Source organism: Duganella sp. Root336D2, assembly GCF_001425005.1.
Classification (GTDB): Bacteria; Pseudomonadota; Gammaproteobacteria; order Burkholderiales; family Burkholderiaceae_D; genus Rugamonas.
The window spans coordinates 665,999-681,169 of sequence record NZ_LMDB01000012.1; the positions used below are offsets into that span (position 1 = coordinate 665,999).

12 protein-coding genes are annotated in these 15,171 nt (G+C 59.8%); 2 read left to right on the forward strand and 10 right to left on the reverse strand.

Features of this window, described 5'->3' with window-relative positions; genetic code table 11:
* Window positions 1-15: 15 nt before the first annotated feature.
* From ASD07_RS13180 to ASD07_RS13215, 8 genes are all read right to left on the reverse strand, one after another.
* Window positions 16-1,227: a lipopolysaccharide assembly protein LapB gene (locus ASD07_RS13180; protein WP_055930566.1), complete on the reverse strand. Its 1,212-nt coding sequence runs from the start codon at window positions 1,225-1,227 to the stop codon at window positions 16-18.
* 84 nt (window positions 1,228-1,311) lie between these two features.
* Window positions 1,312-1,734, reverse strand: a complete 423-nt coding sequence (locus tag ASD07_RS13185; protein WP_200953793.1) for a biopolymer transporter ExbD — start codon at window positions 1,732-1,734, stop codon at window positions 1,312-1,314.
* 55 nt (window positions 1,735-1,789) lie between these two features.
* A complete protein-coding gene (locus ASD07_RS13190; protein ID WP_028101866.1) occupies window positions 1,790-2,218 on the reverse strand; it encodes a biopolymer transporter ExbD in 429 nt (142 codons plus the stop codon).
* Window positions 2,219-2,222: 4 nt separating this feature from the next.
* The gene (locus ASD07_RS13195; protein WP_082507291.1) at window positions 2,223-3,143 is read right to left on the reverse strand and encodes a MotA/TolQ/ExbB proton channel family protein; all 921 of its coding nucleotides are present in this window, start codon (window positions 3,141-3,143) and stop codon (window positions 2,223-2,225) included.
* Between the two features lie 87 nt (window positions 3,144-3,230).
* Window positions 3,231-3,893 (reverse strand): energy transducer TonB, encoded by a 663-nt coding sequence (locus tag ASD07_RS13200; protein WP_055930572.1) that lies wholly within the window; start codon window positions 3,891-3,893, stop codon window positions 3,231-3,233.
* A gap of 366 nt (window positions 3,894-4,259) precedes the next feature.
* Window positions 4,260-5,789, reverse strand: coding sequence for a SpoVR family protein (locus ASD07_RS13205; protein WP_156398010.1), 1,530 nt, complete (start codon window positions 5,787-5,789; stop codon window positions 4,260-4,262).
* A gap of 5 nt (window positions 5,790-5,794) precedes the next feature.
* Window positions 5,795-7,063: a YeaH/YhbH family protein gene (locus ASD07_RS13210; protein ID WP_055930578.1), complete on the reverse strand. Its 1,269-nt coding sequence runs from the start codon at window positions 7,061-7,063 to the stop codon at window positions 5,795-5,797.
* A 49-nt stretch (window positions 7,064-7,112) separates the two neighbouring features.
* Complete coding sequence (locus ASD07_RS13215; RefSeq protein ID WP_055930581.1) at window positions 7,113-9,035, reverse strand: PrkA family serine protein kinase; 1,923 nt, start codon at window positions 9,033-9,035, stop codon at window positions 7,113-7,115.
* 329 nt (window positions 9,036-9,364) lie between these two features.
* Here ASD07_RS13215 and ASD07_RS13220 point away from each other — a divergent pair, with 329 nt between their 5' ends.
* Together ASD07_RS13220 and ASD07_RS13225 are read left to right on the forward strand one after the other, a co-directional pair.
* On the forward strand, window positions 9,365-10,378 hold the full coding sequence (locus ASD07_RS13220) for an adenosine deaminase (protein ID WP_055930584.1): 1,014 nt from the start codon (window positions 9,365-9,367) through the stop codon (window positions 10,376-10,378).
* Between the two features lie 16 nt (window positions 10,379-10,394).
* Window positions 10,395-12,920, forward strand: coding sequence for an ABC transporter permease (locus tag ASD07_RS13225; protein WP_055930587.1), 2,526 nt, complete (start codon window positions 10,395-10,397; stop codon window positions 12,918-12,920).
* A gap of 6 nt (window positions 12,921-12,926) precedes the next feature.
* On the opposite strand, the gene ASD07_RS13230 is transcribed toward ASD07_RS13225, so the two are convergent.
* Both ASD07_RS13230 and ASD07_RS13235 read right to left on the reverse strand, forming a co-directional pair.
* On the reverse strand, window positions 12,927-13,922 hold the full coding sequence (locus ASD07_RS13230; protein WP_055930590.1) for a response regulator: 996 nt from the start codon (window positions 13,920-13,922) through the stop codon (window positions 12,927-12,929).
* 3 nt (window positions 13,923-13,925) lie between these two features.
* Complete coding sequence (locus ASD07_RS13235) at window positions 13,926-15,155, reverse strand: sensor histidine kinase KdpD (protein WP_055930594.1); 1,230 nt, start codon at window positions 15,153-15,155, stop codon at window positions 13,926-13,928.
* Between the last annotated feature and the right edge of the window lie 16 nt (window positions 15,156-15,171).

Sequence of the window (15,171 nt, forward strand, 5' to 3'; positions counted from 1 at the left end):
TCAGCCCGGCTTGCTTCAGACCGGGTTGTTAATGTACATGGTCCAGTAACGGGCCAGTTCAGGCTCGCCAGCGGTGCCTTTGACCGACTTCAGGGTGCTGATGGCAGCAGACTTCTTGCCAGCAACATACTGCGCCACGCCGTAGTGCAGCTTCATTTCTTCAGGCTTGCGGCCGCTGCCCAGCTTGATCGCTTCTTCCATCAGCTTCAGGCCATCGGCCTTGCCGTCGGAAACCATGGCATAGCCCAGGTTGGCCAGGCCGTCAGCATCCTTTTCCTTGCGGAAGTTGGCTTCCTGGGTGGCAGCGTTCTTCTGCTGGTCAGCCAGGGTCTTGGCGGCCAGGTCTTTCAGGCGCTGGTGGCGGCCGGCGTCGGCGCCGGTGCCCAGGGCACCCTTCTTGTAGCCTTCGTCGACGATCTTCAAGGCTTCAGCAGCATTGCCTGCCTGCAGGGCCAACTGGCCCATTTCCATGAACTCCGATGGTTTGGTGATCTGCTTCAGGGCCAGCTTGAGGCGCATCACGTCCAGGTTCAGGGTCGAGGAGAAACCAGGCTTGCCCACCACGCGGTTCAGCAGGTCGGCCCAGTAGGATGCCTTGGGATAGGCAGCCGCCAGCTTTTCCAGGGTCTGCACATAGCCGGCCTTGTCGTTCTGCTTGAGCTGGATGTTGGCCAGCATTTGCAGGTTGCCTTCGGACTTGGCGCCTTGCAGTTCCTTGGCCGCTTCATTCAGCTTGCCGCTCTGGTAGTAGGTCTGGATCAGTTGCTCGCGCATCTGGGCGTTGTTCGGATTATCCTTCAGCACCTTCTGGATGTAGGTGATGGCTTTTGGATAATCGCGGGCGCGCAGGTAGATGCTGGCCAGCGCTTCGGTGATCTTTGGTGCCTGGGCCGACGACAGCTTAGGGGAAGCGAGGACTTGCTCGAATGCGCGGGCAGCGGTTTCATTCTCGCCTGCAGCGGTCGCGGCCGAGCCACGGGTGTATTCGATCTGGAACTTTTCCAGTTCGGACTTGCCGCCGACTGCATCAGCTTCCCTCAGTTTCGCCAGGGCTTCCTTGTATTTGCCGGAAGAGGCCAGCTTCTGCGCTTCCTGCAGTGGCTTGCCCACTTCAGCGCGCACGGTATCGGCATAAGCGATGGACGATACGCCCATCATTGGAACGGCAGCGGTGAAACCGATAGCGGCCATTACCAGGCCGAGATGTGCGAGACGAAACTTAATCATGGGGTGATTTTCTTTCTTCAAAATGCGAAATAGGCAGGATAACCTGCCTATTTGGGAAAATAAAGGGTGTTTTGGCCCAATTATTTACTGGAACTGCTCGTTGCCGACCAGACCAATCTTGGTGACGCCCAGACGCTGTGCCGAAGCCATTACGCCTGCAACCACGCTGTAGTTAACCAGCTTGTTCGGACGCAGGTGCACTTCAGGCTGGTCAGCCTGTGCCGCTACGGCGATCAGCTTGTTTTCCAGGGCAGGGCGGTCGGGTACGACCACATTGTCCCACAGGATGGTGCCGTCGAAGTCAACGTCGATGGTCACGACCACTGGTTCCTTGGTTGGCGGTGGCGGGGTGCCGACCGGCATGTTCAAGTTAACCGAGTGGTTCGCTTTTGGAATGGTGATGATCAGCAGAATGATCAGAACCAGCATGACGTCGATCATCGGCGTCATGTTCATTTCCATCATCGGTTCCGACTCACCGCCGGAACTGCCTACGCTCATACTCATGAATTGTGTTCCTTTTCAGAAGGCCGCCCCCGATACGGCCGGGGGCGGCTTGTTCTTACATCTTATCAGGCGGTTCGGTGATGAAACCGACCTTCTGGATGCCAGCGCGCTGGGTGGTGTAGATCACACGGCCAATCGATTCATATTTCGCGTCTTTGTCGCCGCGGACATGAACTTCAGGCTGAGGCACCTTCACAGCTTCCTCTTTCAGAAAATCGAACAGCTCATTCGCGTCGCGCATTTTCTTCTGGTTCCAGTAGATGTCGCCATCTTTGTTAACAACGATGTTGACGTTCTCTGGTTTGGTCTGGATTGCCTGGTTGATCTCTTCCGGCAGGTTGATCTTCTGCAGTTTGAGAACGACCGGGCTCGTGATCAGGAAGATGATCAGCAGAACCAGCATGATGTCCACGAGCGGAGTCGTGTTGATCTCACTGTTAAGCTGCTCTTCTCCCCCGGTATCGGAGCCTACAGACATCGACATGGTATTAACCTACTTTTTTCGACGAAGCGGCGTTCGAAGTGGACATTGCGCCGGAGATCAGCACGGAGTGCACGTCTGCGGAGAAGGAACGTACATCTTCCATTGCGGTCTTGTTACGACGCAGCAGCCAGTTGTAACCCAGAACTGCAGGAACTGCCACCAGCAGACCGAAAGCGGTCATGATCAGTGCTTCACCCACTGGGCCTGCAACTTTGTCGATCGATGCGTTACCGGTCATACCGATGTTGGTCAGCGCGCCGTAAATACCCCACACGGTACCGAACAGGCCGATGAACGGAGCGGTCGAACCAACGGTTGCCAGGAAGGACAGGCCATCGGACAGACGGGACTGCACTTTGTCAACAGCGCGCTGGATCGACATGGTCACCCAGGTCGACAGGTCGATTTGTTCCAGCAGGGCGCCGTCGTGGTGAGCGGTTGCCTTGGTGCCGGATTCAGCGATGAAGCGGAATGGGGAACCTTCGGTCAGGGTCGCGGTACCGGCAGCGATCGACGATGCTTTCCAGAACTTGGCAGCGGTTTCTTTCTGCTGTTTGAAGATCTTCTGCTGGTCGATGATCTTGGTCACGATGATGTACCAGGAACCGACCGACATGATCGACAGGATGATCAGGGTAGCACGAGCAACGAAGCCGGCTTCCCACACAGCGGCGATACCGAATGGGTTTTCGACTTCTTCTTTAGCGGCTGGAGCAGCAGGGGCGGCAGCTGGAGCGGCTGCTTCTGCTGCTGGAGCTGCTGCCGCGTCGGCTGCTGGAGCTGCAGGCGCGTCAGCGGCTGGAGCCGTAGCGGCTGCCGAGGCAGGCGCGTCAGCCATCGCTGGGGCGCTTACCAGGGCGGTAGCTGCGGTCACCGAGAACAGCACAGCGGCCAGTACAGCGGACAAACGGGTATTCTTAAACATGCTTCCTCCAAATTTGAAAAATAATCAGTTCGCTGGCTTAAACGACAACGGACTTACTTAGTTGCGAGACGGTGCTTTGTCTCAGGTTTATTCCAGCGTCCAGACGTATTGCATCTGTTGCCAGGTTTCTTGTGGATGGCCATCCACGGTGGCTGGCTTGAACTTGCACTTGGCGATGCCGACGATGGCAGCCTTGTCCAAATCACGGAAACCACTAGATTTCACTACTTTCGAATCGCCGACACGGCCGTCCGCACTGATCAGGAACGACAGGGTCACGGTACCGGTTTCTTCGTTACGCAGCGACGACTTCGGCCATTCTGGCTTGGCGCAGGTACCAAAGTCGACCACAGCCGGGGTACGCACACCGGTTGCCGGAGGGGCGGTCGGTGCCGGTGCCGCTGGAGGGGCTGGGCGAATATCGGTGGTGGTTGGCTTCACGCTGGTCGCGTTGGCGATCACGTTCTGCGCTGGCGGCGGTTGCTGCACGTTCACTTCAACCGGAGGAATGAATGGCGGTGGTGGTGCCTTCATCTCTGGTGGAGGTGGCGGTGGCGGCAGTTCTTTTGGCGGAGGCGGGGCTACCTCCTCGATGATCTTGGTCTCCACCGGTTCGATCATCTTGCTAATCATTTTCTTGCCCAGGCCAGATACGATGCCGTAACCAGCTAACAGGTGCAGGACTACGACGAACGCGATGCCCGTATAGTTCTTCTTCCCGGCAATTTTCTCGTTATCACTGAAATTCATGCCTGCTTTCTCCAATACCAACTCTTGTGTTGCTACCTTTTAAACCCCCAAAATGGCGACACAAAGCTACAGCCGCATCCGGGACGTCGGCGAATTATACATACGAATTTTGGATTTTTGCATAGAATTTTGTCTTGAAAACCGTTTAAATTTCATGCCCTTAGCCCCATATTGGCAGGCTGTTACCAGACTATTGCAAAGCGGTCTGGCAGAAAAAGCAAGAGAAAATTGACCAATCTTTCGCCCTTGCGATTGATCTTCATCATTTTTTCCGTAAGACGAAAGAAAGCTCACCAACAATGCTGGCGAGGCTAAGGAAATTTGGCGAAGTGTGTTGCTTCGACTTAACTCTGTCAAAAGCGGCGGTCAGATCACCCGGTTGCGCTTCTCGCGCTTGCACTCGATGGTGCTGATCACCTGGCCATCCGGGGAGACCGTATCCAGGTGAACGTCAAATCCCCACAGGCGGGCCACGTGCTTCAGTACCTCGTTGGCCTGCTGGTTGAGGGGACGGCGGTTGTACTGCGTGTGGCGCAGTGTCAGGGCGCGGTCGTCGCGGGTATTCACCGACCACACCTGTATATTAGGCTCGCGGTTGCCCAGGTTGTACTGGTCGGCCAGCATTTGCCGCACGTAGCGGTAGCCCAGTTCATCATGGATGGCCGAGACAGCCAGTTTGTCGTTCTTGTCGTCATCCAATACAGCAAAGAAGTGGAACTCGCGGATCAGGCGCGGCGAAAGATATTGCGCAATGAAGCTTTCATCCTTGAAGTTGCGCATCGCGAAGTCAAGCGTCTTCTTCCAGTCGCTGCCGGCGATATCGGGGAACCATTCGCGGTCTTCCGTGCTGGGGTTCTCGCAGATGCGGCGGATGTCAGACATCATCGCGAACCCCAGCGCATACGGATTGATGCCGTTGTAATAGGGGCTATGCACCGGCGGCTGGTACACCACATTGGTATGGCTCTTCAGGAATTCCATCATGAAGCCATCGCTGACCACGCCCTCGTCGTACAGCTGGTTGAGGATGGTGTAATGCCAGAACGTGGCCCAGCCCTCATTCATGACCTGGGTCTGGCGCTGCGGGTAGAAATACTGGCTGATCTTGCGCACGATGCGCACGATCTCGCGCTGCCATGGCTCCAGCAGCGGGGCGTACTTCTCTATAAAGTACAGCAGGTTTTCTTCCGGCTCGGGCGGGAAGCGCGGCGCCGGCTTGTCGACCGCTTCTTCTTCGCGGCGCGGCACGGTGCGCCACAGCTCGTTGATCTGCGATTGCAGGTAGGCTTCGCGCTCCTTCTGTTTCATCGCTTCCTGCGCCAGCGAGAGCTTGGCCGGCCGCTTGTAGCGGTCGACGCCGTAATTCTGGATCGCGTGGCAAGAGTCGAGCAGCAATTCAATGGCATCGATGCCATGCCGCTGTTCGCACTCGGTAATGTAATTCTTGGCAAACACCATGTAATCGATAATCGCGTCCGCGTCGGTCCAGGTCTTGAACAGGTAGTTGCCCTTGAAGAAAGAATTGTGGCCGTAGGCAGCATGGGCAATCACCAGCGCCTGCATGGTCAGGCTGTTCTCCTCCATCAGATAGGCGATACAGGGATTGGAGTTGATCACAATCTCATAGGCCAGCCCCATCTGCCCGCGCTTGTAGCCTTTTTCCGTGGCAAGAAAGTGCTTGCCGAAAGACCAATGTGCATATGAAACTGGCATGCCGACCGAGGTGTAGGCATCCATCATTTGCTCGGCAGTAATGATCTCCAGCTGGTTCGGATAAGTGTCCAGCCCGAAGTTTTGCGCCACGCGGCGGATTTCCCCGTGCGCCTGCTCGATCAATTCAAACGTCCATTCGGATTGCTCCGGCAGGGCCCGTGGATGCGGGGGGCGCTTGCTCATCTGGTTCATTTTGGCTGCTTCTTGAACAGTTCGCGGAACACCGGGTAAATATCGGCCGGCGTGACTATCTTCTGCATGGCGAAGTGCTGGTGGTATTCGGGAATCTGGGCGTATTGCTCCCACAGGTTCTGCGGCGGGCCGTCGGTGATCTCGACATAGGTGTAGTACTGCACCTTGGGCATGATGGTATTGACCAGCAGTTGCCGGCACAGCACGGAATCGTTGTCCCAGTTGTCGCCGTCGGACGCTTGCGCCACATAGGCGTTCCAGCTGCCGCCGCCAAAGCGCTCGTCGATCACCTTGTTCAGCAGGTGCAGGGCGGAGGAGACCACGGTGCCGCCCGATTCGCGCGAATGGAAGAACTCGTTCTCGTCCACTTCCGACGCTGCCGTATGGTGGCGGATGAACACCACCTCGATCTTGTCGTACACGCGCTTGAGGAAGAGGTAGAGCAGGATGAAGAAGCGCTTGGCGGTATCCTTGCGCTGCTCGTCCATCGAGCCCGACACGTCCATGATGCAGAACATCACGGCCTGGGTCATCGGTTTCGGCACCTTGATGCGGTTGGAATAGCGCAGGTCGAAGGGGTCGATGAAGGGGATGGCCAGCAGCCGCGTGTGCAGGTGGTGGATCAGCTTTTTCAGCTCGATCACTTGCGGATCGTCGAGCGGGGCGCCGGCCACCAGCAATTCCTCCAGTTCGCGTTCGGCCTCGATCAGGCGCTTGCGCGAATTGCCGCCCACGGCGATGCGGCGGCCGAGGGCGCCGCGCAGCGAGCGCAGCACGTGGATATTGGACGGCGTGCCGGACACCGTGTAACCGGCGCGCTGCGGCTTGAACTCGGTGGTTGCCGTGAGCTGGGTCTTGATCATGTGCGGCAGTTCCAGGTCTTCGAAGAAGTAGTTCATGAATTCTTCGCGCGACAATTCGAAGATGAAATCATCTTCGCTGGTCTGGTCGCTGTTGCCTGCGCGGCCGCGGCCGCTGCCCCCGCCGCCTTTGGGGCGGTTGATCAAGTCGCCTTTCTGGTATTCCTCATTGCCGGGGTTGACTACTTCCCAGACGCCGCCATGGGCGTGGCCGAACGAGGGCTCGTTCACGTCCTTGACGGGAATGGATACTTTTTCGCCATTCTCGATGTCGGTGATCGAGCGCCCCTTGATGGCGCGCCCGACGGCATCCTTGATCTGGCCTTTGTAACGCCGCAAAAATCGTTCGCGGTTGACCGCGGACTTGTTCTTGCCCTGCAAACGACGGTCGATGAGGTAAGTCATGTTCCTCCTGCCTGCTTGATTGGCGCGTCCTGATTATCCCACTTCTCTATCAGGACGACTTCCTCACGCGCAGATACCATTCGCACAGCAGCCGCACCTGCTTGGCCGTGTAACCCTTTTCCACCATGCGCGCCACGAAGTCGGCATGCTTGTTGGCGTCCTCGGCGCTGGCCTTGGCGTTGAAGGAAATCACCGGCAGCAGTTCTTCGGTGTTGGAGAACATTTTCTTTTCGATCACGGTGCGGAATTTCTCGTAACTGGTCCAGGCCGGATTCTTGCCGCCGTTATTGGCGCGCGCGCGCAGCCCGAAGTTGACGATCTCATTCCGGAAGTCTTTCGGGTTCGAAATGCCGGCCGGCTTCTCGATTTTCTCCAGTTCGTTGTTCAGCGATTCGCGGTCGAAGCTCTCGCCGGTATCCGGGTCGCGGTATTCCTGGTCCTGGATCCAGAAGTCGGCAAAGGTCACATAGCGGTCGAAGATATTCTGGCCGTATTCGGAGTAGCTCTCGAGGTAGGCAGTCTGGATTTCCTTGCCGATGAATTCGACGTAGCGCTGGGCCAGGTGCTCTTTGATATAGGAGAAGTACTTTTGTTCGGTCTCCGGCGGGAACTGCTCGCGTTCGACCTGCTGTTCCAGCACGTAGAGCAGGTGCACCGGATTGGCCGCCACCTCGGTCGAGTCGAAATTGAAGACCTTGGACAGGATCTTGAAGGCGAAGCGCGTCGACAGCCCGTTCATGCCCTCGTCCACCCCGGCGTAGTCCACGTACTCGTGGATCGACTTGGCTTTCGGGTCGGTATCCTTGAGGTTTTCGCCGTCGTACACCAGCATTTTGCTGAAAATACTCGAGTTTTCCGGCTCTTTCAGGCGCGACAGGATGGCGAACTGCGACATCATGCGCAGCGTGCCCGGGGCGCAAGGCGCCTTGTCGAGCGAAGAATTGTGCAGCAGCTTCTCGTAAATCTTGATTTCGTCGGTGACGCGCAGGCAGTACGGCACCTTCACTATATAGATACGGTCGAGGAATGCCTCGTTATTGCGGTTGTTCTTGAAGCTCTTCCATTCGGACTCGTTCGAGTGCGCCAGGATGATGCCTTCGAACGGAATCGCGCCAAAGCCTTCCGTGCCCTTGTAATTGCCTTCCTGGGTGGCGGTCAGCAAAGGGTGCAGCACCTTGATCGGCGCCTTGAACATCTCGACGAATTCCATCAGGCCCTGGTTGGCCAGGCACAGGCCGCCGGAATAGCTGTAAGCGTCCGGATCGTCCTGGGCATAGTCTTCCAGCTTGCGGATATCGACCTTGCCGACCAGGGAGGAAATGTCCTGGTTGTTCTCGTCGCCCGGCTCGGTCTTGGAAATGGCGGTCTGTTTCAGCACCGAAGGGTAGCGCTTGACCACGCGGAACTGGTTGATATCGCCATTGAATTCATGCAGCCGCTTGACCGCCCATGGCGAAGGGATGTTGCGCAGGTAGCGGCGCGGAATGCCGTAGTCTTCCTCCAGGATGGTGCCGTCTTCCCCCTCGCTGAACAGGCCGAGCGGCGATTCGTTCACCGGCGAGCCTTTCAGGCAGTAGAACGGCACTTCTTCCATCAATTGCTTGAGCTTTTCCGCAATCGAAGACTTGCCGCCGCCGACCGGGCCCAGCAGGTAGAGGATCTGCTTGCGCTCTTCCAGCCCCTGCGCGGCATGGCGGAAGTAGGCGACCACCTGTTCGATGACGTCTTCCATGCCGTAGAACTCGCGGAAGGCGGGATAAATCTTGATGACCTTGTTGGCGAAGATGCGGGACAGGCGCGTATCGTTGCGCGTATCAACCAGGGTCGGTTCGCCAATCGCAGCCAGCATGCGTTCCGCCGCCGAAGCGTAGGTCAGGCGGTCCTTTTTGCAAAGCGCGAGATATTCGGAGAGGGACATTTCCTCTTCCTTGGTGCGCTCGTAGCGTGCTGCGTAGTTGTCAAAAATGGTCATGTGAATGTCCTTTAATGAAAAATCTACTAGTCACATGGTCGGCAGTCGAAGCTATGGGCTGCAGGCCTGCTCAATGCTTTGCCAGCTTGCTTGAGGTGCCAGGGATTGCCCGAGGCTCAGAGCTGGATCATTATTAGCCGGCGGGAGGGATGGTTGCCGGGCTCGAAACGCATCTTACGTTGATGAAATTTATTATTGCTCTAATGGATCTAGAAGTAAAGCCGGTGCTCGTCCCCTCGCGCGTTGGCACCACAGTAGCACGGCTGGCCCGACTCTGCAGCACATGTGAAGTATGATGCACAACACGTCCAAAGCGAGAGAGAACAGACATGACCACCCAAATGCGCTCCATCGTGCAAAACATGCCGAAGGCCGAACTGCACATCCACATCGAAGGCTCGCTGGAGCCGGAACTGATCTTCGCGCTGGCCGAGCGCAATGGCGTCAAATTGGCCTATCCCTCGGTTGAGGCGCTGCGCGCCGCGTATGCCTTCACCAACCTGCAATCCTTCCTCGACATCTACTACGCCGGCGCCAGCGTGCTGCTGAAAGAGCAGGACTTCTACGACATGACCATGGCCTACCTGCAGCGCGCCAAAGCCGACCATGTGCGCCATGCGGAGATTTTTTTTGACCCGCAGACCCACACCGCGCGCGGGGTGCCGATTGGCGATGTAATTCATGGTATCCACCGCGCCTGCGAAGAAGGCCCGATCAGCGCCAAGCTGATCCTGTGCTTCCTGCGCCACCTGAGCGAGGAAGATGCGCTGGCCACGCTGGACGCTGCGCTGCCATACCGCGATCAATTTATTGGCGTCGGCCTCGATTCTTCGGAAGTCGGCCACCCGCCGGAAAAATTTGCGCGCGTGTTTGCGCGCGCCCGCGACCTGGGGCTGCATCTGGTGGCGCATGCCGGCGAAGAAGGCCCGCCAGCCTATATCGAAACCGCGCTCGACCTGCTCAAGGTGGAACGCATCGACCACGGCGTGCGCTGCCTGGAAGATCCGGCGCTGACGCGCCGCCTGGCCGCGCTGCGCATGCCGCTGACCGTCTGCCCGCTGTCCAACACCAAGCTGCGCGTGTTCGACCAGATGAAGGACCATAACCTGCTGGACCTGCTTGACGCGGGCCTGGTGGCGATGGTGAATTCAGACGATCCGGCCTACTTCGGCGGCTATATGAACGACAACTTCGTCGCCCTGTTCGACGCCCTGCCGCTCGGCCTGGCGCATGCGCACCAGCTGGCGCGCAACAGTTTCGAAGCGGCTTTCCTGCCGGCGGACGAAAAGCAGAAGTTGCTGGATGAGGTGGATAGCTACTTCTCTGCCTTCAACGTGGTTTAACATGGCCTGACAATCAATGTTTCGACAAGCCCTGAGGATGACGGTGCGCGACTGGCGCGCCGGGCAATTGCGCTTCCTGCTGGTTGCGCTGGTGGTGGCGGTGGCGGCGCTCGCGGCCGCCGGCTTCTTCATCGATCGCCTGCGCAGCGGGCTGAACCGCGATGCGCACCAGTTGCTGGGCGCCGACCTGGTGGTGGTGGCCGATAATCCGGTGCCTGCGGCCTGGCGCGACGAAGCACGGAAGCGCGGCCTGCTGGTGGCCGATACGCTGGCCTTTCCCAGCATGGCACAGGCCGGGCAGGGCGATACCGCCCGCTCCGTGCTGGTAACGCTGAAAGCCGTCAGCCCGGGCTATCCGCTGCGCGGCCGCGTCAAGGTCAATACCGATATTGCGCAGGCCAATGAAAGCATCGGCAGCCCGGCGCCTGCCGCGCCGCAACCGGGCACGATCTGGATCGACCCGGCGCTGGCGGCTGCGCTGGACGTCGCCGTGGGCGGCACGGTGCAGCTGGGCGACCAGCAGTTCCGCGTGACGCAGCTGATTGCCGCGGAACCGGATCGGGGCGGTGGCTTCATCAACTTCGCGCCGCGCGTTTTCCTTGCCCTGTCCGATATGCCCGCCACGAATCTGGTGCAGGAAGGTTCGCGCGTCGGCTACCGGCTGCTGGTGGCAGGACCCGGCGCCAGCTCCAAGCCGACGCAGGAATACGGCGAATGGCTCAAAGCCCTGCTCAAAAAGGATAACGTGCGCGGCGTGCGCCTTGAATCGCTGGAAGAAGGGCGCCCTGAAATGAGCGCCACGCTCGACCGCGCGGACCGTTTCCTGTCGCTGGTCGGCCTGCTGTCGGCCATGCTGGCTGCCGTGGCGGTGGCGATGGCGGCACGCCGCTTCATGCAGCGCCATCTCGATTCCTGCGCCATGCTGCGCTGCCTGGGGCTGACGCAAAACCAGGTGACGGTGATCTACCTCGTTGAATTCCTGCTGGTCGGCCTGGCCGGCAGCCTGCTCGGCGTACTGCTCGGCTTTGGCGCCCACTACGTGCTGCTGCAACTGCTTGGCAGCCTGGTGGCCGCCGATATTCCGGCGCCGAGCTTCCTGCCGGCGCTGCAAGGCCTGGCTACCGGCATGATCCTGCTGGCCGGCTTCGCGCTGCCGCCGATCCTGCAATTGCGCAACGTGCCGCACAACCGCGTCATCCGCCGCGAAGCGGCCGCCCCCAAGCCGGCTGCACTGGCGACTTATGGCCTTGGCATCGCAGCTTTCGGCGCGCTGCTGCTGTGGCAATCGAATGACGTCAAGCTGGCCGGCATGACCGGCGGCGGCTTCCTGCTTGGCTGCGCCGTGTTCGCGCTGGTGGGCTGGCTTGGACTGCAGGCCTTGCGTCCGCTGCGCAACGCGTTTTCGCACCACTCGTGGCGCTTCGCTGTCACCTCGCTGCGCCGCCGTCCCGGCGCCACCGTGGTGCAGGTGGTGTCGCTGTCGCTCGGCCTGATGGCGTTGCTGCTGCTGACCGTGGTGCGCGGCGATTTGATGTCGGCCTGGCGCAATACCATGCCGCCGGATGCGCCGAACCGCTTCATCATCAACATCCAGCCGGAGCAGAAGGACGCCATCGCTGCGCGCCTGAAAGGAGCCGGGGTGAAGGACGTGCCGCTGTTCCCGATGATACGCGGCCGCCTGGTGGCGGTGAATGGCAAGGCTATCACCAGCGAGAGCTACACCGACGAGCGCGCGAAAGGGCTGGCCGAACGCGAGTTCAACCTGTCGACCATGACCGAGCTCCCGTCCCAGAACCGGGTCACCTCCGGTAAATGGGAAATGCGCGGCAGCGCGGGCGAAGCTTCGGTCGAGGAAGGCATCGCCAGGACGCTGGGCCTGAAGCTGGGCGACACGATGCGTTTCGATATCGCCGGCTCGCCGGTGGAGGCAAAGGTTACCAGCCTGCGCAAGCTGGAATGGGGCTCGATGCGGGTGAACTTCTTCGTCATCATCAATCCCGCCGTAATGGCCGACACGCCGCAAACCTGGATTACGTCCTACCACTTGCCGAAGGAAGCCCTGGTGGCCGGCAATGCGCTGTCGCGTGAATTCCCCAACCTGACCATTATTGACGTGGGCGGCATCCTGCGCCAGGTGCAATCGGTGCTGGACCAGGTGATCCAGGCGGTGGAATTCCTGTTTGCCTTCACCCTGTTGTCCGGCGTGCTGGTACTGTATGCCGCCTTGATGGGCTCGCAGGACGAACGGCGCCGCGAGGCCGGCCTGCTGCGCGCCCTTGGCGCCACCCGCCGCCAGCTGTCGCAAGCGCAACTGATCGAGTTCATGCTGGTCGGGGGCCTGGGCGGCCTGCTGGCCGCCACCGGGGCAGGGATGATGGGATGGGGCCTGGCGACTTACCAGTTCAAGTTCGCCTGGACTTTCAGTCCCTGGGTCTGGCTGGCAGGCTTGCTGGCAGGTGCAGTGTGCGCCGCGGTCGGCGGCTGGCTTGGCCTGCGCAATGTGCTGAATCACCCCCCGCTGCAGACGCTGCGGGAGGCTTGATGGGGATTACGCCGCCAGCGGCGGCGTATGCTGGCGCAGGAATTCTGCGTAAGGGGTAGGCTGGATATCGAGCAGGGCAGGCTCGATTTCGAACAGGGCCCAGTAATAGGTTTCCAGCCCCTTGCACACCTGCGGCGCCTTGCAGTAGCGGTGCCAATGCTGGCCCACTTCGTCCGAATACATGCCATCGGGCGGAAAGAAGGGCAGCATGCGCTTTTCTTCCAGTGCCTCCACCAGCGATTGCGGGGCGCCGCTGTCGCGAGCCATTTCCACCTGGGATTCGTAACCGCGCGCCGTCTCCACCACCATCAGCTGCGCCGAGCCGTCAGCCTTGAAGAACAGGATGCCGCTCGGGCTGGGGAATGGGTAATGTTCGACGAAGCCGTGCTCCTGGTACAGCTGCTGCACTACCCTGGCCAGCGCGCCGCAACGCAGGAAGCTGAATTCGTGCAGCACCAGCATGTCCAGCAGGGTTTCCGACTGCTCCTGGAAGAACGCCTTCTGCAGCGCCGCCACTTCTTCTTCCAGCCGGTCCAGCGCATCGTCTGCGCTTTTCTTGATATAGCGGTCGATCAGGCCGCGGTTGAAGGCATCCACCGCGATCTTTTCATCGGCCTGGCCTGTGAACAGGATCTTCTTGCAGGGCAGGTGCTGGATCGCCTGGCAGAACGCCACGCCATTCATTTGCGGCATCGAATAGTCGACCACCAGCACCGAGGGAATGGAAAAACGCCGGGGCTGGCCGGAAATCCGGTAGATCCGCTCCAGGTCCACTGCCACATTGCGCTGCTCCGCCGACTGGTTAGGATTGTCGAAATCGACCTGCAGCGGCAGTTCGCTGCTTTGGGCATTGGCCTTGAACCATTCCAGCGCCTGCAGCGGGTCATGGAAGCATACGCTGGCCTGCATAGGATCGAGCTGGAATACCAGGCTATGGAGGAAGGTATCGCTGTCGTCCACCAGGACGGTCATGGTTGGGTGGGCGTAAACGGGCAGTTTCATGGTTCAACGGCTTGCTTTTAAGGGGAATTCGAGCACAAAGATAGCATATGCGTGCTCGCGTGAGACACAATGCAGTTTCGCTTGCCAAGCTTGCATCACCTGGCGGCATAAAGCCAGGCCGATGCCGGCGCCATTATGCTCTGGATATGTGAAGAAGCGTTGGAAAATCATCGGCAGGTGGTGCGGTGCGATACCGCAGCCGGTATCGATCACCAGAACGCGCGGCACCGGCCGGGCGCCGTCGATCACGATCCTGACCCGGCCTTTGCCGGCGCGCTGCACCGCCTGCATCGCATTGCGCAGGAGGTTCAGCAGCAGCATGATGGCCAGTTCGTTCTGGCCGCCGAAGCGGAAATCGCTGCGCACCTGCAGCGCCACCAGCTGGCGCTGGACCTCGCCCGTGAAAGGATAGCGGCGCAGCGCCGATTCGACCGTATCGAGCATGGACACGGTTTCGTGCGCGTCCAGCTTTTGCCGTACTGCCTGCGCGCTAAGCAGGAACAGGTCGATCATATGATTCATGTGGCGCACCTCGTACTGCATGCGCCCGAGTGCCTGGCGCATTACCGGATTGTCCTGCCCGGCGCGCTGCTGCATGCGCGACAGGCCGCGCACGTTGGCATCGAGGCTGGCCAGCGGCGTACGCATTTCATGCGCCACGGCGCCCAGGCCTTCGCCCAGGCCTTCCAGCTTTTCTTCTTCCAGCGCTTTCCGGCTTTGCGAGAAGACCCACATCCAGCCGGCCAGGAACAACTGCACGGGCAGCAATTGCAGCACTTCCGTGGAAACGAGCACGTCGCCGGCACCCAGCGCGATTGCCAGCAGCATGGCGCTGGATATGCCGATGGCGCCGGCACGCAGCGCGAGGTGGAAGTCGAAATGGAACAGCGCAACCAGCATCACCAGCATCACCTGCGACCAGGTCACGTTGGCGTGGTTCATCAGGAACATGAAGGTGCAGAAAAAGGGCAGCTCGTAGGTCACCAGCACCAGGGTGTAGCGATCGCGCAGCCGCGGCGGCAGGCGGCGTGCCAGCAGGCCGCCGATCCCGAGCGCAGTGCCAATCATGCGCGCCGCCAGGTTTTCATAAGGCTGCGGCACCAGCCAGCCGAAAATCGCGTAATACAGTGGAAAGCAGGTGATTCCGAGCCAGCTTAACGCAGCCAGGCGCAGGTCGGCGATTTCCTCGGCACTGCGGGCACGCAGGCGGGTTCGGATAAGGCGTCGGATCATCTGGCAATGATGGCGG

Coding starts and splice junctions, on each gene's coding strand:
- ASD07_RS13180 (WP_055930566.1), bottom strand. CDS start 1,227: ATGATTAAGTTTCGTCTCGCACATCTCGGCCTGGTAATGGCCGCTATC.
- ASD07_RS13225 (WP_055930587.1), top strand. CDS start 10,395: ATGTTTCGACAAGCCCTGAGGATGACGGTGCGCGACTGGCGCGCCGGG.
- ASD07_RS13195 (WP_082507291.1), bottom strand. CDS start 3,143: ATGTTTAAGAATACCCGTTTGTCCGCTGTACTGGCCGCTGTGCTGTTC.
- ASD07_RS13200 (WP_055930572.1), bottom strand. CDS start 3,893: ATGAATTTCAGTGATAACGAGAAAATTGCCGGGAAGAAGAACTATACG.
- ASD07_RS13215 (WP_055930581.1), bottom strand. CDS start 9,035: ATGACCATTTTTGACAACTACGCAGCACGCTACGAGCGCACCAAGGAA.
- ASD07_RS13220 (WP_055930584.1), top strand. CDS start 9,365: ATGACCACCCAAATGCGCTCCATCGTGCAAAACATGCCGAAGGCCGAA.
- ASD07_RS13190 (WP_028101866.1), bottom strand. CDS start 2,218: ATGTCGATGTCTGTAGGCTCCGATACCGGGGGAGAAGAGCAGCTTAAC.
- ASD07_RS13185 (WP_200953793.1), bottom strand. CDS start 1,734: ATGAGTATGAGCGTAGGCAGTTCCGGCGGTGAGTCGGAACCGATGATG.
- ASD07_RS13210 (WP_055930578.1), bottom strand. CDS start 7,063: ATGACTTACCTCATCGACCGTCGTTTGCAGGGCAAGAACAAGTCCGCG.
- ASD07_RS13235 (WP_055930594.1), bottom strand. CDS start 15,155: ATGATCCGACGCCTTATCCGAACCCGCCTGCGTGCCCGCAGTGCCGAG.
- ASD07_RS13230 (WP_055930590.1), bottom strand. CDS start 13,922: ATGAAACTGCCCGTTTACGCCCACCCAACCATGACCGTCCTGGTGGAC.
- ASD07_RS13205 (WP_156398010.1), bottom strand. CDS start 5,789: ATGAGCAAGCGCCCCCCGCATCCACGGGCCCTGCCGGAGCAATCCGAA.